General features: G+C 32.6%; 26 protein-coding genes and 1 rRNA gene. 7 read left to right on the top strand and 20 right to left on the bottom strand.

The genetic code is table 11. The annotated features are described in order from the left end of the window. The 11 genes from LQ673_RS13885 to LQ673_RS13835 form a co-directional block, all read right to left on the bottom strand. Positions 1–64, bottom strand: a 16S ribosomal RNA gene (locus LQ673_RS13885); the annotation flags it as partial. A gap of 415 nt (positions 65–479) precedes the next feature. Next, positions 480–1,130 carry a KinB-signaling pathway activation protein gene (locus tag LQ673_RS13880; RefSeq protein ID WP_126477910.1) on the bottom strand — a complete coding sequence of 217 codons (651 nt, stop codon included), beginning with the start codon at positions 1,128–1,130 and terminating at the stop codon, positions 480–482. A gap of 15 nt (positions 1,131–1,145) precedes the next feature. Beyond that, positions 1,146–2,207 carry an Mrp/NBP35 family ATP-binding protein gene (locus LQ673_RS13875; protein WP_037590437.1) on the bottom strand — a complete coding sequence of 354 codons (1,062 nt, stop codon included), beginning with the start codon at positions 2,205–2,207 and terminating at the stop codon, positions 1,146–1,148. 268 nt (positions 2,208–2,475) lie between these two features. After that, entirely contained in the window at positions 2,476–3,945 is a 1,470-nt protein-coding gene (locus LQ673_RS13870; protein WP_191835698.1) for an MDR family MFS transporter, read from the bottom strand. Between the two features lie 70 nt (positions 3,946–4,015). Further along, positions 4,016–4,483, bottom strand: a complete 468-nt coding sequence (locus tag LQ673_RS13865) for a SepA family multidrug efflux transporter (protein ID WP_037590433.1) — start codon at positions 4,481–4,483, stop codon at positions 4,016–4,018. Positions 4,484–4,515: 32 nt separating this feature from the next. Then, positions 4,516–5,856: a multidrug efflux MFS transporter SdrM gene (sdrM, locus tag LQ673_RS13860; protein WP_037590431.1), complete on the bottom strand. Its 1,341-nt coding sequence runs from the start codon at positions 5,854–5,856 to the stop codon at positions 4,516–4,518. A 3-nt stretch (positions 5,857–5,859) separates the two neighbouring features. After that, the gene (locus LQ673_RS13855) at positions 5,860–7,449 is read right to left on the bottom strand and encodes an amidohydrolase (protein WP_191835697.1); all 1,590 of its coding nucleotides are present in this window, start codon (positions 7,447–7,449) and stop codon (positions 5,860–5,862) included. A gap of 110 nt (positions 7,450–7,559) precedes the next feature. After that, the gene (locus LQ673_RS13850; protein WP_191835696.1) at positions 7,560–7,961 is read right to left on the bottom strand and encodes a TipAS antibiotic-recognition domain-containing protein; all 402 of its coding nucleotides are present in this window, start codon (positions 7,959–7,961) and stop codon (positions 7,560–7,562) included. A 130-nt stretch (positions 7,962–8,091) separates the two neighbouring features. Then, positions 8,092–8,334: a hypothetical protein gene (locus LQ673_RS13845; RefSeq protein WP_191835695.1), complete on the bottom strand. Its 243-nt coding sequence runs from the start codon at positions 8,332–8,334 to the stop codon at positions 8,092–8,094. Positions 8,335–8,343: 9 nt separating this feature from the next. After that, positions 8,344–9,042: a PAQR family membrane homeostasis protein TrhA gene (gene trhA, locus LQ673_RS13840; RefSeq protein WP_191835694.1), complete on the bottom strand. Its 699-nt coding sequence runs from the start codon at positions 9,040–9,042 to the stop codon at positions 8,344–8,346. Positions 9,043–9,056: 14 nt separating this feature from the next. Beyond that, positions 9,057–10,244: a UTP--glucose-1-phosphate uridylyltransferase gene (locus LQ673_RS13835; RefSeq protein ID WP_191835693.1), complete on the bottom strand. Its 1,188-nt coding sequence runs from the start codon at positions 10,242–10,244 to the stop codon at positions 9,057–9,059. Between the two features lie 180 nt (positions 10,245–10,424). Here LQ673_RS13835 and LQ673_RS13830 point away from each other — a divergent pair, with 180 nt between their 5' ends. Then, on the top strand, positions 10,425–10,577 hold the full coding sequence (locus tag LQ673_RS13830) for a hypothetical protein (protein WP_162841906.1): 153 nt from the start codon (positions 10,425–10,427) through the stop codon (positions 10,575–10,577). Positions 10,578–10,628: 51 nt separating this feature from the next. On the opposite strand, the gene LQ673_RS13825 is transcribed toward LQ673_RS13830, so the two are convergent. Next, on the bottom strand, positions 10,629–11,120 hold the full coding sequence (locus LQ673_RS13825) for a metal-dependent hydrolase (protein WP_037590422.1): 492 nt from the start codon (positions 11,118–11,120) through the stop codon (positions 10,629–10,631). 274 nt (positions 11,121–11,394) lie between these two features. Then, a complete protein-coding gene (locus LQ673_RS13820) occupies positions 11,395–12,129 on the bottom strand; it encodes a hypothetical protein (protein WP_191835692.1) in 735 nt (244 codons plus the stop codon). Positions 12,130–12,286: 157 nt separating this feature from the next. On the opposite strand from LQ673_RS13820, the gene hutG reads away from it, so the two are divergent. Together hutG and rarD are read left to right on the top strand one after the other, a co-directional pair. Further along, on the top strand, positions 12,287–13,276 hold the full coding sequence (gene hutG / locus LQ673_RS13815; protein ID WP_025904962.1) for a formimidoylglutamase: 990 nt from the start codon (positions 12,287–12,289) through the stop codon (positions 13,274–13,276). A 3-nt stretch (positions 13,277–13,279) separates the two neighbouring features. Continuing rightward, the gene (gene rarD / locus LQ673_RS13810; protein WP_191835691.1) at positions 13,280–14,191 is read left to right on the top strand and encodes an EamA family transporter RarD; all 912 of its coding nucleotides are present in this window, start codon (positions 13,280–13,282) and stop codon (positions 14,189–14,191) included. A 44-nt stretch (positions 14,192–14,235) separates the two neighbouring features. Here the strand turns inward: rarD and argF are convergent, their stop codons facing one another. Then, entirely contained in the window at positions 14,236–15,237 is a 1,002-nt protein-coding gene (gene argF, locus LQ673_RS13805; protein WP_191835690.1) for an ornithine carbamoyltransferase, read from the bottom strand. 226 nt (positions 15,238–15,463) lie between these two features. Here argF and LQ673_RS13800 point away from each other — a divergent pair, with 226 nt between their 5' ends. From LQ673_RS13800 to LQ673_RS13790, 3 genes are all read left to right on the top strand, one after another. Further along, complete coding sequence (locus LQ673_RS13800) at positions 15,464–15,730, top strand: SunI/YnzG family protein (RefSeq protein ID WP_025904965.1); 267 nt, start codon at positions 15,464–15,466, stop codon at positions 15,728–15,730. A gap of 145 nt (positions 15,731–15,875) precedes the next feature. Beyond that, complete coding sequence (locus LQ673_RS13795) at positions 15,876–16,598, top strand: SDR family NAD(P)-dependent oxidoreductase (RefSeq protein WP_191835689.1); 723 nt, start codon at positions 15,876–15,878, stop codon at positions 16,596–16,598. A gap of 11 nt (positions 16,599–16,609) precedes the next feature. Next, positions 16,610–16,936, top strand: coding sequence for a heme oxygenase (locus LQ673_RS13790; RefSeq protein ID WP_037590416.1), 327 nt, complete (start codon positions 16,610–16,612; stop codon positions 16,934–16,936). Positions 16,937–17,893: 957 nt separating this feature from the next. Here the strand turns inward: LQ673_RS13790 and LQ673_RS13785 are convergent. Further along, positions 17,894–19,252: a YjiH family protein gene (locus LQ673_RS13785; RefSeq protein ID WP_037590415.1), complete on the bottom strand. Its 1,359-nt coding sequence runs from the start codon at positions 19,250–19,252 to the stop codon at positions 17,894–17,896. A 359-nt stretch (positions 19,253–19,611) separates the two neighbouring features. On the opposite strand from LQ673_RS13785, the gene LQ673_RS13780 reads away from it, so the two are divergent. Next, complete coding sequence (locus LQ673_RS13780) at positions 19,612–20,769, top strand: MFS transporter (protein WP_191835703.1); 1,158 nt, start codon at positions 19,612–19,614, stop codon at positions 20,767–20,769. Positions 20,770–20,810: 41 nt separating this feature from the next. Here LQ673_RS13780 and LQ673_RS13775 read toward each other — a convergent pair whose 3' ends face one another. The 5 genes from LQ673_RS13775 to LQ673_RS13755 all read right to left on the bottom strand — a co-directional run bounded on the left by LQ673_RS13775 (position 20,811) and on the right by LQ673_RS13755 (position 24,375). Then, on the bottom strand, positions 20,811–21,326 hold the full coding sequence (locus LQ673_RS13775) for an Asp23/Gls24 family envelope stress response protein (protein WP_037590412.1): 516 nt from the start codon (positions 21,324–21,326) through the stop codon (positions 20,811–20,813). Between the two features lie 61 nt (positions 21,327–21,387). Then, complete coding sequence (locus LQ673_RS13770; RefSeq protein WP_369919472.1) at positions 21,388–21,615, bottom strand: DUF2273 domain-containing protein; 228 nt, start codon at positions 21,613–21,615, stop codon at positions 21,388–21,390. Between the two features lie 21 nt (positions 21,616–21,636). Beyond that, positions 21,637–22,176, bottom strand: coding sequence for an alkaline shock response membrane anchor protein AmaP (amaP, locus tag LQ673_RS13765; RefSeq protein ID WP_025906320.1), 540 nt, complete (start codon positions 22,174–22,176; stop codon positions 21,637–21,639). 181 nt (positions 22,177–22,357) lie between these two features. Next, a complete protein-coding gene (locus LQ673_RS13760) occupies positions 22,358–23,374 on the bottom strand; it encodes a FecCD family ABC transporter permease (RefSeq protein WP_126477902.1) in 1,017 nt (338 codons plus the stop codon). Further along, entirely contained in the window at positions 23,371–24,375 is a 1,005-nt protein-coding gene (locus LQ673_RS13755) for a FecCD family ABC transporter permease (protein ID WP_037590409.1), read from the bottom strand. The genes LQ673_RS13760 and LQ673_RS13755 overlap by 4 nt, the downstream gene beginning before the upstream one ends. Positions 24,376–24,388 lie beyond the last annotated feature (13 nt).

Here is a 24,388-nt window from a genome sequence, read left to right as displayed (position 1 = left end):
CGACTTGCATGTATTAGGCACGCCGCCAGCGTTCATCCTGAGCCAGGATCAAACTCTCCATAAAAGAAGTAAGCTTGATAAGCTCATTTTTAATTGGTTAAGCCAATCACTCTGAAGTACTTTCAGTACTCAATTATTGGAATTAACGTTGACATATTGTCATTCAGTTTTCAATGTTCATCTAATTTGCGTCTAAACAATATTGTACTAAAAACAATGTTTGTTTTCAACTAATTTTGTTAACTTATTTTTAACACGTTTATAAATATATAACATTTATTTCGTATTAACAAGAGTCAATTTTACACTTTCAAGAAAAAGTTTTGATAACTTTTTTCGTTGTTGTGCTGTCGTTTTCAGCGACTTTTATATAATATCAAGTGAGGTTTTAAAAGTCAACACTATTTAGCATCTTTTTTAACAAAAAATTAAAAAGCACAAGATTAAGGTGTAAATAGAATTTAATCTTGTGCTTTGTATCATTTCTTCAATGATTTACTGTCTTTATTCAACTTTGATTTCTTGGCTTTTCTCTCTTCAAGAGACAACGCATTATATTTAGGTAATGTAATTAATTGATAAGCATTACATAATAATAATCCAAAGATTGTAAGATAAATCCAACTTGTATCTTCCACTCTTAAAAATGGTATAAGCTCTACTGTCGTCATAACAACCATGAAAAACATAGATGGAATCCATAAATTCTTTTTAGATTGTTTGTTTTTTATATTACTTGTAATGATCGCAAAAATAACGACAACGATCGGTAACCAAATAAATGATAAGATTTGATCTGTTCCACCAAATCTTAAAAATCTAAAATACACTAAATCAAATATAGCAAATACTGTTACAACGATTTGTACATGTGGCCATATCTTACCAAAGATACCTATGCCTAATTGATTAATGAATAAATAGATGAAATATGCAAGCTGACTAATAGTTGCTACAAGTAGTCCTACAACTAAGAACCATATTGAAGCTGCTACAAACTCACCTATTTCTCCAGCAAATAAATATTTCGTTACTTTATCATATCCAAAGATAAGTGACGCAATGTATGTCACAACTACACCTATCAACAGTGTATTTCTGTAAAATTGAATTAAATATTTTAAAGTCACTTGCTTACCTCCGCACTAATCTTCATCTGTTATATTAATGATATTCTTAGCAATTTGACTATAAACTTTACCTAAATCTTCATGTTCTTTATAGATAGAAGGTGAAAAGTTATTTTCATCCCACTCAGGTTGACTTAATGGAAGCTCACCTAATAACGTCGTTTGAAGTTCTTGTGCTAATTTAGCACCGCCGCCTTTACCGAATACATATTCTTTATTTCCTGTTTCTTTACTTTGGAAATAAGACATATTTTCGATTACACCTAAAATAGAATGTTCAGTATGTTTAGCCATTGCACCTGCTCTTGCTGCAACAAATGCTGCAGTTGGATGAGGTGTCGTTACAATAATTTCTTTACTTGAAGGTAACATTGTATGTACATCTAAAGCTACATCACCAGTACCTGGTGGTAAATCAAGTATTAAGTAATCTAATTCTCCCCATTTAACTTCTGTAAAGAAACTTGTGATCATTTTTCCTAACATTGGACCTCTCCAAATGACAGGTGCATTTTCTTCAACGAAAAATGCCATAGAAATAACTTTAACGCCTTCACGCTCAACAGGAATAATTTGTTCGCCTTCTACTTCTGGTTTTTCTTGTATACCCATCATATCTGGAACACTAAATCCATATATATCAGCATCAACGAGTCCTACTTTTTTACCTTCTCTAGCAAGAGATACTGCTAAGTTAACGGCTACTGTTGATTTACCAACACCGCCTTTACCTGAGGCAACTGCAATAAATTCAACTGGATTATCTTTAGATAATAGTCCTTCTATCGTTTGTTCTTCCATTATACCTTTGAATTTTTCTAATGCTTCATCAGATAATTCATCAAATCTTATCCCTACAGTTTTCGCACCATTTTCTTTTAATAGATCTACAATTTCCATTTGTAAATCAAGTTGTGGTTGTCCGCCAAGCTTAGCTATCGCAACTTTGACACTCACATGCTCTTTTTCTTCTTTGATGCTAACTTCAACTATGCCGCCTGTTTCTTTAAGTGGTACATCTACAATCGGATCATGTAACGCTCCCACAAGTTCTTTAACCTGTTCTACTGATAACAAAATCTACGACTCCCCTTCTAAAATAATTATCTACTTATCATTATATTCAGTGTAACAAAAAATTTAAACATACAGGTAGTTTATTGTTTAAAAAAGGGAGCGGGACAGAAATCTAATTTATATAAATAGATTTCGTAGTCCCGCCCCGGCAAGGATGACTAGAGTTGAAAAAAGCTTGGTACAAGCGCATTTTCAATTCAGACATCTACTGCCAAGTTGTAAAAAGAGACTGAAACATTACATTATGTCTCAGTCTCTTTAAATCTTCTTATTTAGAATGGTTCGGTATTCTTGTATTACTATGTTTGTTTTCTGATTTAATAAATATAGATAATACAACTCCGAAAAATACAATAACAGTTAATACTAAGAAAGCAATATTAATACCGTGAATCATTGCTTCAGATTGTAATATCTTCGCAGTATTACCTGCATTGGCATGTTCTAATTGTGTCTTTGAAGGTTCAAAGTTCTTAGCACCAATCGACATAATCGTTACTAATATACCTGTACCAATTGAACCTGAGATTGTTCTTAGTGTATTCATCATTGCTGTACCATGGGATAATACTTCGTTTGGAATCGCATTTAATCCTGCAGTATTAACAGGCATCATTATCATAGAGACACCAAACATTCTAATTGAATAAACAACAATTAAATAAAGTAGTGATGTACTATCATTTAAGAATGCAAGCATGAGAGTTGTGACTGTAATGATTGTAAATCCGATGATTGCCAACCATTTCGCACCGTATTTGTCGAACAAACGACCTGTTACAAGTGACATAACACCTGTAATGATTGCACCTGGTAATAATAGTAAACCAGAAATTAATGCTGAATATCCTCTTGCATCTTGCATATACATTGGCATTAATAGTGATGGCCCAATTAAAGAAACCATTGAGAAAATACCTATGATTGTTGTTAATGCAAATGTTTTATATTTGAATACTCTTATATTCAATAATGGGGTTTCTAATTTTAACTGTCTTAATACGAAGATTACTAACGTTACGATACCTATAATTAATGTAACGATAACAATTAGTGATGTGAATCCTAGAGATCCTGCGCTACTGAATCCATATAATAAAGATCCAAAGCCTACTGTAGATAGAATAATAGATGGTACATCTAAGTGAACATCTTTTGGTTTAGAAATATTCGTTAAGTATTTCGCACCAAAAGCTAATGCTACAACCGCGAATGGAATGATTGTGTAGAATGGACTTCTCCAACTAAAGTTATCAACGAGATAACCAGATAACGTTGGACCTAATGCTGGGGCGAATGAGATAACGAGACCTGCCATACCCATCGCAAAACCACGTTTTTCTTTAGGGAATAAATTAAAGAGTACAAATTGCATAAGGGGCATCATAACACCTGCACCCATTGCTTGAAGTACTCTTGCTAACATTAATATTCCGAAGTTTGGCGATAAAGCGGCAACTAAAGTACCGATTGTAAATGATAACATCGCCATTAAATAAAGTGGTCTTGTATTAAATTTATCCATCAAAAATGCTGTAGCCGGTATCATAACACCGTTGACTAACATAAATCCTGTCATTAACCATTGACCTTGGTTGGCATCGATTTTTAAATGTACCATGATTTCAGGTATTGCTGTATTTAATAAAGTTTGGTTTAAAATCGCCACAAAGGCACTTACTAACATTACAGCTACTACCAAATTTCTTTGACCTTTTGAAATGTCCTGAACATTCATGGTTTCAACTCCTTCCAAATATACCTTTGCTATTATGCACTATTTTATTTCGGAAATCAAAATAAATGTTTCATCGGTTTAAATTTTTGCTATCTGGATAGAAAATTTCAGTACATATATATAAAACAGTGATTATCACTAAAATAACCCAAAAGTCAATTTTGATTTGTGAATAATATATATGTACTGTGAAATAAAACATAATCGTGCTAACAGTTATCGTTAATAAATGAAAAGTCATACCCTTGAAATACGGATTATCATTTAGTCTATTTTTAAATCTATCTAATAAAAATTCTATAGCGACAAGTGTAAAGTAGCCAAACAATATGTAACTACCATAATAGAACAAGTTATCTATCATACTTTTATTGTAGTTGAATTCTGCTAAGCCATAATAAATTAAAATTCTGCTTAATCCAAACATACCAAAAGAAAGTAGTACAATAAAAATTGCACCAGACAATGTGAAAATACTTATAATAATCAATATGGACAATAAATGAAAAATATCAAAACGCTTATTTTTTCTTTTCATACATTGTGACTCCCTCTAAATATGTTTTACCTTTAAAAACTTTTTCTTCTCTTTTCTTTAAATACAATAGACCATACAATCGTCAATGTAACGACTACTAACATAATATACAACATAATATTTTGAACGCCGTAACTTAAAAACGAAATGTTTAATACATATATTGAAGAAACAATTAACGATCCAGTTGTACTACCTATTGTCTTAAATAATGTATAAATCGACATCATGGAACCTAATTGGTGATGAGGTGCTTCTTCTTGAACAACGACAACATCTTTCGTATATACCGTACCAAATGATACGCCCATTACAAAAACAGCAAATGGGATGATTACAATCCATTCGACACCTGTTAATATAGCAAAGCTACCAACAAACATTGCCAAGAAAGCTAACATATAAATAAATTTTAATTTAAGTTGATCTAATCTACCAAGTACAAAAGTGATAAACAACCAACCTACCGACATTGGAAAAATGATTAAACCACTTTGTAACGGTGTAAAGCCTTGTTCATTTTGTAAATAGATTGGCATAAAAATAGTGTAGCCCATCAACATTGTTGAATAAATCATATCTGTAAACAACACGAGAATGATTTTTCTATTAAATGCTTCAACAGGTACAAATGGATTTCTCATACGCGTCTCAACTCTGTAGAGTAATACGACAAATCCAATTAATAATATGAAGCAAATCATACGTAAAATAAATGGTATATGTTCTGCAACAATTAGTAAAAAGCTTGCGACCACACCATAAAATATGAATAAGCCTTTATAATCTAATTTAGTTTTTTCTACTTTTTCTTGTTCGAAATTAAAATACTTTATAACCAACCACATAGATACTAAGGCTATAGGTACATTGATATAAAATAGAAAGCTCCAGTTTAAAGATTCTAATATTGCGCCACCTAACAGTGGTCCTACAATACTAGATATACCCCAAACACTTCCAACAATACCCATCACTTTATATCTTCTCGGAATTGGAAAAGCAAGTTTAGGTACAACTTGACCTAATGTCATCATGACACCTGCACCTAAACCTTGAACAATTCTAGAAATAACTAGCAATGGGAAACTATGTGTCATTTCACTTAACCCACAAAATACACTACCAATAATAAATACAGATATCCCTAGTAACACTACTAACTTAATATTAATTCTCTTTACAAGTTCACCAACGATTGGTGTCATAAACACAACCGCTATTAAATATACTGTAAAGATTAATGCAACTTCCGTATCAATATTAAAGTCTTTCTGCATCGTTGGTGTTGCTAAAGATACGATTGATGTTTCTATAGCACTCATAAACATAATAAGTACTAAAGCCAACACAATTCCTTTGTTCTTAGTCATAATTCACGCTCTTTCATATACAATATTTCCGTTAACAATTGTTAATTTAGCTTGAATTTGTGCTAAATCTTGACGGTTAACCTTAAATGGATCTTGATCTAACACAGTGAAATCCGCTTCATATCCTACTCTAATTCTTCCAGTACGGTCAGTTGTTTGACCAATCTCACTCGCAAGTGTTGTATATAAACGTAACGCATCAAATACAGATAGTGCTTCTTCAAAGAAGTACGCACCTTCTTCACCATACGTTTGTCTATTAACTGCCGCATGAATACCTAGCATAGGATTCGGTGTTTCAATCGGTGCATCTGAACCGCCACCTATTATAATACCTAAGTCTAACATTGACTTAAACGGATATAAATATCTCGCTCTTTCTTTCCCTACTTTATCTTGAACCCACGGAAAATCACTTGTAATAAATTGTGGCTGAACGTCACAAATCACAGGTAACTTCGCAACACGTTGTAACAGTTCTTCATTTAATGTACTAATGTGAATTAATCTATCTCTTAGTCCGTTTGGCACAGGATATTTTTCTATTGCATCCAATACCATTTCACAAGCTTTGTCACCAATCATATGAACAGCTATCGCACCATTATATTTTCTGGCGATTTTAACTTTTTCTTCGAGTTCTTCTTGTGTATATATCGCAAGTCCATAATTCGTTCCAGTAGGATCATTAGAATAAGGTTCTTTCAACAATGCTGTACTGCCACCAAAAGCACCATCTGCATAAAATTTCATAGCATCAGGTTCTATCCATTTATCAACAAAAGTCGCCTGTTCTTCCATCATTTGTTCATAAACACTAAAGTGTCGTAACAATCGTACTCTAAATGGCTTTTGATCTTCACCTGGCCCTACAACTGTTTTATAAGCATTTAAGACATCTTTATAATCTTCGTAGTAACCTAAATCTTCTGTATGCGATCCTGTTATACCATACTGATATAAATATGTAATCGCGTTATTTAAATGTTTAGTAAGAGACTGTTCATCTTCATTTGAAGCTAATTCTTCAAATGGTTCCATAGCTGTATCATAAAGCCAACCAGTCAGTTCACCTTCTTGTTTTTCATATGAACCACCATCAGGATTTTCGATATCATTTGTCATACCTAAAATCTCTAACGCTTTCGAATTGACGATTGCTGCATGTCTACATACCCTTTTTACAATTACCGGATTATCTTTGCATAATTTATCTAAATCAAATTTATTAAGTCTAATGCCATTTAATAGATTTTCGTCATAACCTTCAGCAACTAACCATTCACCTGGTTGTAATGTTTGGGCTTTCTGGCTAATTTTTTCTTTTACATTTTCAATATTTGTCTCACCATTTAAAATGACTGATGATAACCAAACGCCAGTCCCCATAACATGAATATGTGTTTCAACAAATCCAGGAAACATCGTCCCACCTTTTAAATCGATTGTTTCATAATCCGTTGTTTGAAGTTGGTTTAAATCTTCTTTTGATAAAACAGCTTCTATTATACCATTGTCTACAATTACCCCTGCATATGTATCATCTGGTCTTTCCATCGTATATATAGTTCCGTTCTGATATAACTTTTTCATCTGATTCAGCTCCCTTATACATTCAAGTTTATTCTAATTCTACATATTTAATAGTAAAAAAGACACCGATAAAATCGATGTCTCCTATTTTAATTTTATAAAGTTCATTTTTATTGTATGACATGCTTAACGGCAGTAATTAATGCTTCCGTTCTTTCTTCACCAAAATATGCTTTATATCTATCATCCGCTTCATACATATTAATAATTTCTAAGTGTTTATCTTCTGTATAATTTGGCCAACTGAATGTTAACCATTCTCTGTGTAACTGAGTGACTTCTTCTTGTTTTTCTAATGTTGCCCCTTGTTCAACAATATTATCCAGTTTTTCTACGAGTTTCTTTTCAATTTGATTTTTACTTTTAATTTCATCTTTCGTCATATCCAGAAACTGATCATCAGTCTGGTCTATCTTATGGCCGCTTCTATCTTCTACTGTTTCTCCCTGAATCTCTTCATTAACATTTAGTTTGTCACGATCGAATGTTTCAAAATCTCTTTTTTCTGACATTATGATTTCCCCCTATTCATATCGTATAACATTTAATATTATCTATTTACCCGTTTTGCAAAAAAATAACAAAAAGAGCAGGATAGAAACCTCTATATCATAAAAAGATTACATATCCTGCTCACTAACTTTATTTCAATCGTCTTTGTTCACCTTTTTTAAGATGTTCATTGAACGTTTGTTGATTATTTCTGCGTTGGTGTTTAATCAATAATACTAATGCATAAACTAATATTAGACCGAATATAAGTGAAACAATACCCATAAACTGCAAACCACTTTGTTTGCCGTCACTAAATACAAAGTAATAAAAGAAATAGCCTTGAATTAAAATAATAATTGTAAGAACCGTATAATACAAACGATAGTTCATCTTATCCTCCTACATAAAGTACATAATTGCTAGAAAATGAAAAATTGAAGCAATCAAAATGAAGAAGTGCCAAATCATATGGAAGTACTTTTTATCTTTTTGAGCATAGAACCATGCTCCTACTGTATAACTAAGACCTCCAAATAAAATAAACAACATAAATATTAACGATGTCTTATTGATAACTGTTGGTAACATGAGAACACCCATCCACCCCATGATTAAATACATCGCTAAACTTAATTTATGATTAACGTTCTTAGCTGTTGATTTATATATAATGCCCCAAATTGTAATACCCCATTGGACTGCCATAATAAGCCAACCTAACCAGCCGCCCACTAACGATAATGCAATCGGAGTATACGTTCCACAGATTGCGATATAAATCATACTATGATCAATAATTCTCATAATGTATTTCTGAGGTGATGAAGATGACATTGAGTGATAAATAGCAGATGATAAAAACATCAGCATAATACTTATAATATAAATAGAGACACTCGTCGATTTAAGCGCGCCATCACTAATATAACTTTCTACTGCTGCGTATGGTAAGAAGAATAACAGAAAGAAAGCAGGAACACCATGTGATACTGCATTTCCAACTTCCTCACCGAAGGAAAGTGGCATAATATCTTTAAATGCTTCTTTAACTTTCCCGTTTTTTCTATGATGAGACTTTGTATGATTGATTTGTTCCATTCATATACCTCTTTTTATAATAGTTGATTGTTCTCTAAATCTCTTTGCGCTGTTTCGATACTGTCTTGTCCTTCTTTGTTCTTTAAAGGGCTAAATTCTTTCGTTCTATCTACTTGTAGTGTAGCAAATGATTCTGCATATTGGAAAATATCAAAATAAAACAATTCGAATTTCAATGACTCTTCTTCTACAACACTGAAGTCTTCATCTAATTGTTTTAACTTCTTAACTGCTAAATGATACGGCAATGGTTTAGAAGCCGCTTCTATAAGAAAATCTAATTTAAATACGTGAATACCAATGTTAGCATTCTCTAGTTTATCAACATCATCTTCAGATAGCTCAGAATACTCTAATACACGTTTTTTACCATCAATTGATACAAGACGACCAACTTTTTCGCCACTATGCGCTTTAATAGATTTAGTTGTTACATCACTATTATGTTCAACTGTAAATCCAACAAATTCAGGATCCAGAACTTTTACAAGCGCATTATCAATGTTGTTTAAGAATAAGTATTCCACGCCATTTTCTTTCATTTCAGCAAGTAACTTTGTCTTCTCTAGAGATTTGAATACACCACCATTACCATTAGGTGTGCGCATGACTCTTCTATTTGTATCTAAAATTAATTGACCGTCCGTCGTTAAAGATACAATGTGGTCTTGCTTGAAGAAATGAATGTAATTTTCATCGTAATCAAAGTATTTATTTTCTAAGAAAAATGACAGAGTATCTTTATGATTCACATCACTTGTCATAATATACCAATGAATTGGCGTACCCACTTCTTCTGTTAATTGCTTTAATTGCTCTGCTTGTCTTTCGAATAAACTTTTGTCATTAAATGAGAATGTACCCTTTGGACCTTTATGACCTAATCTTGTACCTTGCCCACCAGCCATTAATAATACAGCAAATTTACCATCTTTAATCGCTTGTATACCAAGTGAACGGTAAGATTTCAGTTGTTCTTCTGAAAGTTGATCTTTAACTTCAAATTCAACTTGTTCTATATTATCTGCAACATCTATTGTTTTTCTATTTATGTATACATCTTGATATAGCTTATCTATTTCATCTAAATCTAATTGATTGATATCAGATTCTAATTGTTCTTTCTCACTTTGGCTCATCACTTTAGTATATTCTAAAATGTGATGTTGACCATGTTCTTTCAGGTTTGTTTCATCTAGCATTATAATACCTCCGAAAATTTGACTCATTCTTATTATACGACTTTAGAATGATTTGTCTAAAAATATCACAAAAAATTTATAATTAAAATGATTATTTTAAAATTAAATGGGTATTTATAATAATGTGTTGCTTTAAGCACAAAATATTCCTATATATAATAGGCCAAGGAGGATTTTATTATGAGTTTAGGAGATAAGTTTAACGATGCAAAAGACAAAGCAGTTGAAAAAGGTAAGGATCATTTAGAAGAGAATAAAGACGAATATACTGAAAAAGGTAAAGACTTTGCTAAAGAAAAAGGCGAAGATTTAAAAGGTAAATTCGGAAAATAACATAATGTTTAATGGAAGCAAAGACACTACCTTTTGTCTTTGCTTCTTTTTTTATATAAACAATCGATAAATATCTTTCCACCATAAAATGACTGTGATAATGGTAAATGCAGATGATAAGCTTAAATCCATAACACCGCCCGTTCTAAATACAATGGGTAATTTAACTGAGACATTTAAAGGATAAAATAGTTTGACCCCTCTTGGTGTTAACATATCTAAAATGATATGCGATAACATACCCAATATAATCGAAACTAAATATGGTTCTGGTGCGGATATTGTTCTCAATCCCCAAAATATTAAAAATAGAAATAATAATGAATGGGTAAACGTTCGGTGTCCAAAAATTAACCTAATAACAAAACTAATCGGAAATATTTTCTTACCTAGATTACTTTTGAAATGACAAATATCTGGGACCAAACTCGCTACACCACATAAACTTACAATCGTAAATGATGTAAAAATATCTTCTCCATAATAAATACTTAATGATGACCCGATGAATATACCGCATGAGAGATGTGTTTTTCCTGTCATATTAATGTTTCCTCTTTTCAATTACTTTATTTTATTTTACCACAAAATACCGAACGAGTATACGAACACTTTGTGACTTTATAGTGATATACCTCACATAAATGTAATTCAAATGACAAAATTGTGAAAATAATCACATAAGTATTGATTTGTTATTAATCCCTGTTAAACTATAGTTGTAAGTCATATTAAACATAACCCTATACCATTGTTGAAATAACCCCCTTATTTCACAATAAAAAAACGTTCATCGCATTAGATGAACGTTTTTTATTTAGCTTGCTTTGTTTAATTGTGTTTCTTGCTGATGATCACTTTGAGTGGATTCATTGTTGCTTGATTGTTGAGAGCGATTTTGACTTTGCCCTTCTCTATTTGTATTCTCGTCTTGTTGATTCGTGTTTCGAGATGGATCAGCTTGATTATTATCCTCTTCGTAGGGTTCATTACTTTGTTCATTTGATCCTTGGTTTGAATCTTGGTTAGAATCTTCATTTGTATTTGAGTGATGTTGATCTTGATGACCTTGATTATTCTGATCATTTTCTTTAGGTAATGTACAGCCATCATCATTACATAAATAGCCATCACGAGATAAATTTTGCCAAGCTCTCGTAAATTCGATTGTATTTTCTGCTTTATCACATTCTGCTTGAGAGTTACCTTGATTTAATAAACAATTTCTAGCTACTGTATAAGCTTCTGTATCAAAGTTTTCAGTTTCATTATGATTGTTAGGCTTAACACCATTTACATTTTCTTCTACTGGAATTTCATCTGAAGATTGTTGATTGTTATTGCCATTTTGATTGTTATCATTATTATTTGTTTTTGATTTTTCTTCTTTAGTTTTAACATCTTCACCTGTCGATTCTGAAGTTGTTTTTTTCTCAGTAGTCGTTTCAGATGATTTTTCGTTATCATTATGTTCATTATTCTTAGAAGTTTGGTTGTCACATGCTACTAGAAATAATAAGCAAACTGTTAAGAGACCATAAATCCATTTCATAGAATCACTCCTCGGCCTTTTTGCTTTTTCTTTCTTACTATTCATTAAAGACACTTCTTTCTTATAAAATAATTAAGCATTTAATAAAACATAAGAATATCATACATGATAAACTAACATTAGTAAAAACTATTGTAACATGTAGGAGGTATTAAATATGTATAGAAATGTTAAAAAGGATGAGTGGACAGGTAGAACAGATAGCACAACATTGCGTTCTGCTTTTAGATTTCATCAAATTGTTGACTCAATTCATATTGAGAAAGAAGACATTACACCAAAGAAAGAATTCGAACATCAAGTTAATATGGCACTTATAGGTTTTGAATGCGATGAAGGTGTTTCTAGAAATAATGGTCGACCAGGTGCTGTAGATGGTCCTAAACATTTTAGAAAAGCTTTAAGTCCTTTGCCAATACATAATGAGTACTTACATTTAACTGACTACGGAGATGTCATTTGCCACAAAAATAAAATGGAAGAAGCACAATCAGAACTTGGCGATAAAATCTCAAACATATTATTGCATAATGACTTTACAGTTATTATTGGTGGTGGTCATGAAGTCTTATATGGCCATTATTTAGGTGTAAGAAAAGCCAACAAAGACAAAAAAATTGGCATCATCAATATAGATGCACATTTTGATATGAGAGATTACGACGAAAAACCATCTTCTGGAACAATGTTTAAACAGATTTTAGATCAAGATGATCAAGTTGGCTATTTCGTGCTAGGTATTCAGAAAAATGGTAATACAAAAGCTCTCTTCGAAAGAGCTGATGAATACGGCGTCCAATACATTCGTGAAGATGAGCTTCGTAGCCATTTATCGATAGAAACAATTACCTCTATTAATTCATTTATTGAAGGCTATGATGAAATCCTCATTACATTATGTACTGATTCTATAGATGTAAGTTATGCACCTGCAGTAAGTGCACCTTGTATTATGGGATTACAACCTCAAATTGTTCAAACAATTTTACAATTAGTTACAAACTCAAACAAAAGTTCAAGCATTAGTATTGCTGAGCTATCACCAAGATTCGATATAGATAATCGAACTGCAAGATTACTTGCGAATATCGCATCGAATATTTATCACGATCAAGCAGAAGTCATTCAATCACAGTGGGAGTCCTAAATCATGTCAGAATTTAAAAAAGGTATTATATATGCAATATTTGCATATGTTATTTGGGGTGTCCTACCAATTTATTGGAACCTCGTAAGTGAAATTGGACCATTCGAAATTTTAGCACATCGTATTATATGGTCAGCAGTATTCATGTTATTACTGTTATTATTTACAAAACAATTTCCAATGTTCAAAGCAGCAACAATTAAGTTATTTAAACAAAAGAAAATGCTATTCGCTATTATCATCGCTGGTTATATAATTACAGTGAACTGGGGTACATTTATTTGGGCAGTTAATAACCACCATGTGCTACAAGCAAGTCTTGGTTATTACATCAATCCTTTAATGAGTATTTTCCTAGCCTTTATTTTCTTAGGCGAACGATTCTCAAAAGCTCAATGGGTAGCTATTCTATTAGCATTTGTTGGTGTTATTTATATGACTTTTCAAGTCGGAGAATTTCCATTCGTATCAATATTACTTGCAACATCATTTGCGCTTTATGGATTGATCAAGAAAGTTGTAGATATCGATGCATTTAGTAGTATTACGATAGAATGTATCGTGACATTACCAGCAGCACTTATTTATATATTCTACTTATCACAACATAATGCCGTTACATTTGGTATGAACAGTTCAAGCGGATGGTTATTACTTTCTGGTGCTGTTACAGCTGTTCCACTTATTTTATTTAGTGCTGGCGCAAGAAGAATACCTCTATCTTTAACAGGCTTTATTCAATATATTGGTCCAACTATCATGTTCTTTATTGGTATATTCTTATTGAACGAACATTTCGATGTTGATCAATTTATTACATTCATATTTATTTGGGCAGGTATTATCATTTATAGCTACAGTAAATATATAGAGCTTAATCGCAATAGAAAAAAATTAACTAAAGAAGCTCGTTAAAAATAAAAGGCTGAGACATCAATATATGTCTCAGCCTTTTATTATTAATATATATCGCCACAAGTTGTAGCTAATAAAGCTTTAATTGTATGCATTCTATTTTCAGCTTGTTGAAATACTTTTGAATAATCTGATCTAAATACGTCATCTGTCACTTCCATACATGTTACACCAAACTTTTCGAAGCATAGCGCACCCATTTCAGTATTCAAATCATGAATAGCTGGTAAGCAATGTAAAAATAAAGTTTCATTTTTACCAGTTAAATTAATTAAGTTTTGATTTACTTGGTAATCTTTAAGTAATTCAAAGCGTTCTTCTAATTGTTGTTCCTCACCCATTGAACACCAAACATCTGTATATATGATATCACTGCCGTAAATACCTTCTTGGATATTATCTGTAATTAATATCTCACTTCCAGATTCTTTACTAAATGACAATGCCATATTTTGAACTTCTTCATTTGGTTGAAGTGATGATGGTGCAACAATATGGATATTCACACCTAAAATTGCACTCGTAACGAGCAATGAGTTTGCAACATTATTGCGTCCATCTCCTATAAATGTCAAAGTCTTTCCTTCGTATGTACCAAAGTATTCTTTAATTGTCATAAAGTCCGCTAACATTTGTGTAGGATGCCACTCATTTGTTAAGCCATTCCATACGGGTACGTTGGAATATTGAGCTAAGTCTTCTACTGTCTTTTGTTCAAATCCTCTAAAAGCAATTCCTTCAAACATAGATCCAAGTACAACTGCTGTATCTTCTACAGATTCTTTCTTACCTAGCTGTAAATCCTCTTTACCTAAATATGACACACTTGCACCCATTTTAGTTGCAGCTACTGTGAAAGCTGAACGTGTTCTTGTAGATTGCTTTTCAAATAATAAAGCGATATGTTTCCCGTTTAAATAACGATGTGGGATCTGATGCTTTTCTTTGAATTTTAATTCCATTGCCAAATCAATAAGTGATTCTAATTCTGCTTTAGAAAAATCTACTTCTTTTAAAAAACTTGTCTTGTTTAATTCTTTTAACATAGATAACTTCGTCCCAATGAAACCAGCTCCTTATTTATTTATAAAGATAATATTACAACATACGATTCCATTTGTAAATAGTTATTCAATATATTGCATAAAAATACTTATTTTAATTAGTATGACATAATAAATAAAAAATATAACACATTTTCTCGTTTTTCTATTGAAAACGGATACATAATGCGTTATGATGTAGTCATCAAACAAAAGGATGTGTTTAGATATGGCAATGAGAGTATCAAAGGACAATAATCAAGTTCATATTCAATGGAGAGTAGCGGACATTACAATTCCAAATAATGAAATTAAAAACATTAAAGAGGATCAAGATATTCACGCTTTGTCTAATGAAGCCCAAGATCATATCGTAAGAATTGGCTCAACTTTTGGCAAAACAAATCGTGTGATTATCGAAACAAATGATAAAGAATACATTATTTATACACATGCTGATAAGAAAGTTTACAACGAACTTACTAAAGAAGCTTAAGTTCAAACTTTCAGGCATTTTAAATAAACACCGCGAAGTCATATTACACTGACTTCGTGGTGTTATTTATATGGCATTTTCAAATTAAATTATTATGATACATTTTTAAAGCATGCTAACATATAAGAAAGGAGTGATGATCAATATGTTAAGAGACTTAAAAGGGCTCAATGCAGTCATTACAGGTGGATCTAAAGGTATCGGTAAATCAATCGCGAATGCATTAGCTCACGAAGGCGTTAATGTCGCTATTGCAAGTAGAAATATTGATACTTTAAAAGCAACAGCCGATGAACTTAAACAATATGACGTCAAAGTATTTTATAAAGAAACCAATATTGCGCACCAAAAAGATGTGCAACGTTTCATAGAAGATTCATACCATGCATTAGGCTCTATAGATATCGTGATTAATAATGCAGGTATTATGAAGAATAATTCATTTTTAGATGTAAGTGAATCTGAGTTCGATCAATTATTTGAAACAAATGTTAAAGGTGTATACTACGTCTTACAAGAAGCATTACCACATCTCGTAAGACAAAAAAGCGGAGATGTCATTAATATCGCCTCAATGTCTGGATTAAAAGCCAGTGCAACAAGCAGTATCTATTCTGCTACTAAATATGCGGTAATTGGTATGACTGAAGGTATTATGCAAGAAATGAGAAAACATAACATTCGAGTATCATATTTAACCCCTTCTGCCGTCTTAACAGATTTAATAGGAGAAACACAATTACAAGAAGATACGATGACGCATCCAGAAGATATAGCAGACGTAGTCGTATCACAACTGAAACTACAACCTAGAACATTTATGAAGACAGCACAAATCTGGGCTACTAACCCAACACCAAAAGAATAGGAGAGATCACTATGTATGTTGTAACAAATAGAATTAAAATGAAAAAAGGTTATGCAGAAAAATTAGCACCAATGTTTACTAAAGGTGGCGCACTACAAGAAATGAAAGGTTTCATTAAAGTTGAAACTTGGAATATGCAAGACATTGAAGACAATGACGAATTACATGTCAATATGTGGTGGGAAGAACTAGAAGACTTTGAAGCATGGAAAACGAGCGATGCATTTAAACAAGCACATAGTCGCGGCGGAGACAGTAATAAAGACAAAGGCGAATCCCCAATGTTAGGATCTGAAATCGCAATCGCTAAAGTCGAAACAACAATTGACCCAAAATAATATAAATATGGACAAACTGAACTTATCTAGTTCAGTTTGTTTTTTTGTTATGAGGGTGGAATGAATAAGATGTGCGTTTATTTGGTGCTTAAGCTATAATTTGGACAATCTCTTGGCTTTATTCAAGACTTAAGCCATGACTTGGACGATCTCTTGGCTTTACTCAGCACTTAAGCCATGACTTGGGCTATCTCTTGGCTTTACTCAGACATTAAGCCATGACTTGGACAATCTCTTGGCTTTATTCGGACATTAAGCCATGACTTGGGCTATCTCTTGGCTTTATTCACCCATTAAGCCATGACTTTAACGATCTCTTGGCTTTATTCAGCACTTAAGCCAAGACTTGAGCTATCTCTTGGCTTTATTCACCCATTAAGCTAAGACTTGGACGATCTCTTGGCTTTACTCAGCACTTAAGCCATGACTTGGACGATCTCTTGGCTTTACTCAGCACTTAAGCCAAGACTTGAGCTATCTCTTGGCTTTACTCGATACTTAAGCCAAGACTTGGACGATCTCTTGGCTTTATTCGGACATTAAGCCATGACTTGGACAATCTCTTGGCTTTATTCAAGACTTAAGCCATGACTTTAGCGATTTCTTGGCTTTATTCACCCATTAAGCTAAAACTTGGACGATCTCTTGGCTATACTCAGCACTTAAGCCAAGACTTGAGCTATCTCTTGGCTTTACTCAGACATAAAGCCAAGACTTGGGCTATCTCTTGGCTTTATTTGGACATTAAGCCATGACTTCGGCTATCTCTTGGCTTTACTCACACATTAAGCCATGACTTCGGCTATCTCTTGGCTTTATTCGGACATTAAGCCATGACTCAAAACCTCCTCATCTCCCCCAACCATTCCCAAACATACAAAAACGACAGGGTCTCATCGGCACTACTCCCTTAGTAAGGGTGCAGTGCCAAATCATGCCTCTGTCGCTATTTTTAATTTAGAAGAATATATGAGCTAATATAACGATTATCGGTAGAGCTATGATTGTACGTATAATATAAATCATAAATAGTTTCCCTAGGCTTACTGGTATTTTTGAACCGAGTATAACGCCCCCTACTTCTGATAAATATATTAATTGTGAAATACTCAAAGCACCTACGATAAATCTTGTCATATCACTTGGTACATTACTAATCAGTAATGATGGTAAGAACATATCTGCAAAACCGATTAATAATGTTTCAGACATTTCTTTTGCATATGGTATTTGCATTAATTCTAATAATGGTACAAATGGTGCGCCTAATATACTAAATGTTGGTGTATATTCAGCAACTATAGTAGCTAAAGTACCGATTGTCATAACGACTGGTAGTACTGCTAACCACATATCCAACACAGTCTTCACACCGTTAATAATGAATTGTTTAAGGTCAGGTGATTTTACAGCTTTTTGAGTTGCTTGTTCAAATCCCCATGATATTGGATTATGTGTTTTAGGAATTGATTCATTTAATTGCTCAGTGCTACCGTTTGAATACTTATCTGGAATTTGTTTAAGTGGCCAAATTCTAGGCATTATAAAAGCTGCTACAACACAAGCTAAAATAACGGATAAATAAAATTTAAAGAAGTAATCCATTAAGCCAATTGTTTGAGCAATGACAATTGCAAATGTGATAGATACAACAGAGAATGTTGTCGCAATAACTGTTGCTTCTCGACGTGTATAAAATCCTTGTTCATATTGTTGACTTGTAATCATAACGCCAACTGTTCCATCACCAATAAATGATGCTAGATTATCAACAGTTGATCTACCTGGTAATTTAAACATTGGTCTCATAATTGGAGCAAACATTGGTCCTAAAAATTCTAATAAACCAAAGTCCATTAATAATGGTAAGAACAAACCTGCAAAGAAAAATACGGCAAGTAATGTTGGTAATAAATCATTGTAAACCATTAATCCGGTATTTTCATTTACAACTACACCTGGTCCGAAATCGAAATAAATAAATATTGCAAATATCGCACCTATTATTCTAATGACGACCCAAATCCAATTGACGTTAAATAATTCATTCGTTATAGATCTCTTAGTAGAAGTACTGAATATCGTAGAATAGATTAATGTCATTACTGCAGAGAAACTAATTAAAAGCATAATAATTAGCCCAGCATAGTCACCTATCCAATCTAAAGCTGTATTTGCAAGGTATGCAACAGGTAAACTTGTTTCCTTCTCCCCTTTATCGTCAGTTACCGTTACAGGCACTAAAAATAAATATATTCCTAACAGTGATAATATAATAAACTTTAACCTTCCTACTAAAACGCTCGTCTCTTTCATACTTTCTCTCCTTTACGCAAGACTAACTATACACAATAATTAATAAATATTCAATACTATTCATCTCTAATTTTATTATATATTTTTATGTAAGCGCTGTCATTATTTTTAGTAAAAATAAAAGAATTATTATTCATAATATACCAATGTATTTATTATATTTTTTCTTTAAATATTTTTAATTTTCAAACAACTATTTATTATCCGTATAATATATAGAACAATTCCAATTAATTCTTTCAATTTATACCTTAAAAACACCTTATATTTCTGATTGTTCGGGTATTAAATTTTATCTGTATTTTTACAAATCACACTGTTATAATCATGATTATATGTCAAAGAGAAGGAGTAATATGATGTCGAAACCTCGATTAATTACATTTATGTTAAGCGTATTTGTTGTGGGAATGGTTGAATTAATGATTGCAGGTATACTTACTTTAATGAGTAAAGATTTGAATGTATCAGAAGCAATTGTAGGACAACTTGTAACAGTTTATGCATTAACATTCGCAATTAGCGGACCCATACTTGTTAAACTGACTAAGAATGTCTCACCAAAGACTGTATTATTAGTAAGTATGGCTATATTTATTTTAGGAAACGGGATTATTGCGATTTCACCTAATTTTACAATACTTGTAATAGGTCGAATATTATCTTCAGCCGCTGCAGCAATTATTGTCGTGAAAATCTTATCTTTAACTGTTGTGTATTCAAAACCAAGTGAACGTGGGAAAATGATTGGGCTTGTTTATACTGGTTTCAGTGCAGCGAACGTACTTGGTGTTCCTCTAGGTACTAAAATAGGAGACTTAGTAGGTTGGAGAATGTCATTTGTATTTATTTCTACAGTTGGTATTATTGCGCTTATACTTATTATTTTTAATGTCGCAAGTAATAAAATTGATACGCTAGAATCTTCTAGCCAAAGTCAAGATTACAAAGTCGTTCATCCTTTAGAAATTGTAAAATATTTAAGCATTACTTTCCTTATATTAGCGGCAAATTATGTTGTCGTAACGTATATTAGTCCATTATTATCTGTGTATGGATATGATTTAAATATTGTATCACTCGTACTACTTGTTGCAGGTATCGGTGCAATTATCGGTACGTCATTAGGTGGATATATTACAGATGCATTAGGTAGTAAAAAGTGGCTATTAATTTCATTAAGTACTTATACAGTACTCATGCTTGTATTTGAACAATTCTTACCAATACTTGTTATTACATTAATTGGTGTATTTGCTTGGAATATTGTCCAATGGGGATCAAATCCACCTATCCAAATCGGTATTATCTCTCAAATTGAAGGAGATACAAGTGCAGCAATGAGTTGGAACATGTCTAGTTTAAATGCAGGAATAGGTGCTGGTTCATTATTAGGTGGTATATTCGTATCATACTTTAATGTCGTATCTAGTTTATATGTAGCAGGTGCATTAAGCTTTATTGCATTTCTTATTTGTTTAACGATTAAGAAACAACCAAAGGCGCAGAAATCATAAAAAAAGCGAGTGAGAAAAATCTCACTCGTCTTTTTTATAAATTATTGTAATTCTTTATTGCCTTTTGATTGGCCTTCATCATCAGATGATGAATTTTTTTGTTCGTATTCTTTTCTACTCATTACATCATCAACATGCATATTTACTTCAACAACTTCAAGTCCAGTCATATGTTTAACTTGTTCTTTAACTAAGTCTGCAACTTTTTTGAAGATTTTAGGAGCTGATTCGCCATATTCTAAAATAACTTTTAAATCTACAGCTGCTTGTTTTTCTCCTACTTCAACAGAAACCCCTTGTGTTACGTTATTTCCAGATGTGAAACGATCAGTTAAGCTAGAAGCAAAGCCGCCTTTCATATCTAAAATACCTCTAACTTCTCTTGCAGCAATACCAGCAATTTTTTCTACTACTTCATCTGAAAATGATAATGTATTTGAAAATTGTTGCTCTTGAGCTTGAGCTTGTTGTTGTTGTTGAGCTTCGCGCTCTTGTTCGTTTACCCCTGTTTGTTCATTGTAACTACTTTTTGCTTTGTTGTTGTCTACGTTTGCCATAATAGATTCTCTCCCTTTAATTTATAATTTGTTTGTTTTCTTTATTTATATTGTAAGCAGTCTAACTTATTCTATTTAGGAAATTTAAGAACTGCTGTGTACAATCTTTAATATACCCCAATCCTACACCTATTAAACATAGGACTAGGATTAAAACTGTTTTCCAAAAACCAATTGTTAAAAATAGTACTGCTAATATTAACATTGCGATAAAACCAATAATTCTCCATTTATATTCTTTAATAAAATTAATGAATTGATTTGGATCTTGATTTTCATTTGGCATAATCGGAACCTCCTATCCTTAGTCTTATAAAACTCTTGTGTCACTCGATTTTTGATCTCTGACATTAATCTCAATATTTTTTACAGGTATTTCTGAGAAATGCTCAACATTTTGTTTGATATCAGATTTAATTCGATCTGTTAATGTTTGAATTTGACCTGTATCTGAAACAACAAAGAAATCAGCTTTGATTGTTGCGTAAGATTTATTTTTCTTATTATACAGTTTCGCAATAACATTAGGTTGACGTACTTCATCGTATTTTTGAATAGTACGATAAATACATTTTTCAACTGAATTTCTCGTAATATAAATGTGACCATCCTCATAGTCACGATGTAAGCCTGGCTTTTTATGTGTTGGTTTAAATGTTGCAAAGAACATCAATATACCAAAGAATATTAATACGCCTGCACAAGCAATCAACGTTGGTTCAAACCAATTATATTTTAATAATTCTTGTTGATAGCTCTTAATTTGGCTAATATCCAAGTACATAAAAAGAAGCGTGCCTACAACTACTATTATGAATAAGCCTAGGAAAAAATTTTTTAATCTTCTCACTGGCAACTGCACCTCCTATGTAAAGTTCTATTACTACTCCTTGTTATACCCCTAAAATGATTTTGAAAACAAAATTTTATAATTTATGTATACTTTTTTGAGAAATTTTAATAATTCTTAGAATGTGTCGTGATTATAAGCACGAAAAAACTCTCTTTCATTATAGAAAGAGAGTTCACTATTATATATGCGTTGATTTTTGCATTAAGTATAAGAAATACGGCGCACCAACTATTGCAACGATAATACCTGCTGGAAGTCCGTTAGGTTCTAATACAATTTTACCAATTGTATCTGCTACAACAAGTAAAATCGCACCATTTAACACTGCAATTGGTAAGTATAATTGATGTCTAGGTCCAACAATACTTCTTGCGATATGTGGTCCCATTAAGCCAACGAAACCAATTCCGCCTGCTACTGAAACTGCAGCTGATGATAATACAACAGCTAAAAATACGAGTAGAATTCTTTCTCTATTATTATTAATACCGAAAGAAACGGAAATTTGTTCATTCGTACTTAATACATTTAATACATTTGCTTTATAGAACAAGAATGGCATAACAATCGCCAACCATGGGATAAATGCGAACACGAATGGCCATTCATCTCCCCATATGTTACCTGCGAACCATCTTGCGATAAATTCCATTTGATCTTGATCAAACGTAGACATAATTGTTATAGATGCTCCACTCAGAGCAGTAGATAAACCTACACCTATTAAGACCATTCTTACAGGGTTTATGCCTTCTCCACGTTTATGACTGAATATGAAAATAACCATTGCAGTTGCTAAACCACCGAGCATACTTACAAGTGGTAATACATATACAAAATCTCCTGCTTTAATCGTACCAACAACAAGAAACAGTGTAATCATAAATCCGCTTCCTGCATTAATACCAAGAATTCCTGGTTCTGCTAAAGGATTCTTCGTAATACTTTGAAGGATTGCACCACTTAACGCTAAACTTGCACCAGCAAGTATTGTGATGAGCATTCTAGGCATTCTAAATTCAAATAATACCATTGTATCTAACTCATTACCTTGTCCAAATATCGTTTTGAAAAATTGCGTAAAGGACATATTAAACTCACCAGTTGTCATGGCAAATCCCATTGAAGCAATAAGTGCGATAACTAATATAATAAATGTAATACGTTGTTTTTTAATAACTTTAGGATGTATCATAGTATTTTACCGTCCCTTCTAACAAGATAAAGGAAGAACGGCACACCGATAATTGAGATAACAGCTCCAATAGGTGCTTCTCCTAACATTCTTGCAATCATATCTGCAAATAACAGAATAAAGCCTCCGAGTACTGCTGATAAAGGTATTACACGTTTATAATCTGTTCCAATCATAAATCGAACAATATGTGGCACCATTAAGCCGACAAATGCGATTTGTCCAACGATTGAAACTGCTATACCTGCTAGGAACATTGTAGCAATTAAACTTGTGTATCTTACAAATGTACTATTTTGGCCTAATCCTTTAGAAAGTGTATCACCTAAACTAAGTATAGTAAGTTGTCTACTCATAAAAATAAGAACAACTAAAATAACAATAACAACTGGTGTAGAGATCATAAGTTGTTTCCAAGTTGTACCACTTACACCACCAACACTCCAGAATGTTAATGTTTGATTTAATCTAAATATTAAAGCAATTCCTTCACTTGCAGCTGTTAAAAGCGCAGATACTGCAGCACCAGCAAGTACTAACCTCATCGGGCTGAATCCACCTCGTTTAGATGAGCCTACACTCATAACGAGTATGCCACCTATAGCTGCACCTACAAACCCTGCAAGCATTAATGTGAAATAGCCTGCATTAGGTATAACGGCTAAAGTTAACGCAAGCATCATACTCGCACCAGCATTCAGACCTAATAAACCAGGGTCAGCTAAGCCATTGCGTGTAACGCCTTGCATGACAGCACCGGATACAGCAAGTGCCATACCTACAATAACAGCACCTATTTCTCTCGGAATTCTGATTTCTCTTAATATATTATGTTCTTCTATTTTAGGATTATAATGAAAAATCGCATCATAAACCATTTGTATTGAAGTCGTCTTTGCACCAAATAAAAATGACAGAAGTAAAACAGCTACAAGTAAAATGATTGTAACTGTTAATATAATTGGATAGCGATTAGCTTTTAATGTTTTAGTCTGAGTCATTGGGTTGCCATCC

Origin of the sequence: Mammaliicoccus sp. O-M54 (genome assembly GCF_022386035.1) — a bacterium.
GTDB lineage: Bacteria > Bacillota > Bacilli > Staphylococcales > Staphylococcaceae > Mammaliicoccus > Mammaliicoccus sciuri_A.
This window is presented reverse-complemented; position numbering and strand designations above follow the sequence as displayed.

Bases quoted from the DNA above. Each gene is read 5' to 3' on its own strand.
- LQ673_RS13870 (WP_191835698.1), bottom strand. From the start codon at position 3,945: ATGAATGTTCAGGACATTTCAAAAGGTCAAAGAAATTTGGTAGTAGCT.
- LQ673_RS13865 (WP_037590433.1), bottom strand. From the start codon at position 4,483: ATGAAAAGAAAAAATAAGCGTTTTGATATTTTTCATTTATTGTCCATA.
- sdrM (WP_037590431.1), bottom strand. From the start codon at position 5,856: ATGACTAAGAACAAAGGAATTGTGTTGGCTTTAGTACTTATTATGTTT.
- LQ673_RS13855 (WP_191835697.1), bottom strand. From the start codon at position 7,449: ATGAAAAAGTTATATCAGAACGGAACTATATATACGATGGAAAGACCA.
- LQ673_RS13850 (WP_191835696.1), bottom strand. From the start codon at position 7,961: ATGTCAGAAAAAAGAGATTTTGAAACATTCGATCGTGACAAACTAAAT.
- LQ673_RS13845 (WP_191835695.1), bottom strand. From the start codon at position 8,334: ATGAACTATCGTTTGTATTATACGGTTCTTACAATTATTATTTTAATT.
- trhA (WP_191835694.1), bottom strand. From the start codon at position 9,042: ATGGAACAAATCAATCATACAAAGTCTCATCATAGAAAAAACGGGAAA.
- LQ673_RS13835 (WP_191835693.1), bottom strand. From the start codon at position 10,244: ATGCTAGATGAAACAAACCTGAAAGAACATGGTCAACATCACATTTTA.
- LQ673_RS13830 (WP_162841906.1), top strand. From the start codon at position 10,425: ATGAGTTTAGGAGATAAGTTTAACGATGCAAAAGACAAAGCAGTTGAA.
- LQ673_RS13825 (WP_037590422.1), bottom strand. From the start codon at position 11,120: ATGACAGGAAAAACACATCTCTCATGCGGTATATTCATCGGGTCATCA.
- LQ673_RS13820 (WP_191835692.1), bottom strand. From the start codon at position 12,129: ATGAAATGGATTTATGGTCTCTTAACAGTTTGCTTATTATTTCTAGTA.
- hutG (WP_025904962.1), top strand. From the start codon at position 12,287: ATGTATAGAAATGTTAAAAAGGATGAGTGGACAGGTAGAACAGATAGC.
- rarD (WP_191835691.1), top strand. From the start codon at position 13,280: ATGTCAGAATTTAAAAAAGGTATTATATATGCAATATTTGCATATGTT.
- argF (WP_191835690.1), bottom strand. From the start codon at position 15,237: ATGTTAAAAGAATTAAACAAGACAAGTTTTTTAAAAGAAGTAGATTTT.
- LQ673_RS13800 (WP_025904965.1), top strand. From the start codon at position 15,464: ATGGCAATGAGAGTATCAAAGGACAATAATCAAGTTCATATTCAATGG.
- LQ673_RS13795 (WP_191835689.1), top strand. From the start codon at position 15,876: ATGTTAAGAGACTTAAAAGGGCTCAATGCAGTCATTACAGGTGGATCT.
- LQ673_RS13790 (WP_037590416.1), top strand. From the start codon at position 16,610: ATGTATGTTGTAACAAATAGAATTAAAATGAAAAAAGGTTATGCAGAA.
- LQ673_RS13785 (WP_037590415.1), bottom strand. From the start codon at position 19,252: ATGAAAGAGACGAGCGTTTTAGTAGGAAGGTTAAAGTTTATTATATTA.
- LQ673_RS13780 (WP_191835703.1), top strand. From the start codon at position 19,612: ATGTCGAAACCTCGATTAATTACATTTATGTTAAGCGTATTTGTTGTG.
- LQ673_RS13775 (WP_037590412.1), bottom strand. From the start codon at position 21,326: ATGGCAAACGTAGACAACAACAAAGCAAAAAGTAGTTACAATGAACAA.
- LQ673_RS13760 (WP_126477902.1), bottom strand. From the start codon at position 23,374: ATGATACATCCTAAAGTTATTAAAAAACAACGTATTACATTTATTATA.
- LQ673_RS13755 (WP_037590409.1), bottom strand. From the start codon at position 24,375: ATGACTCAGACTAAAACATTAAAAGCTAATCGCTATCCAATTATATTA.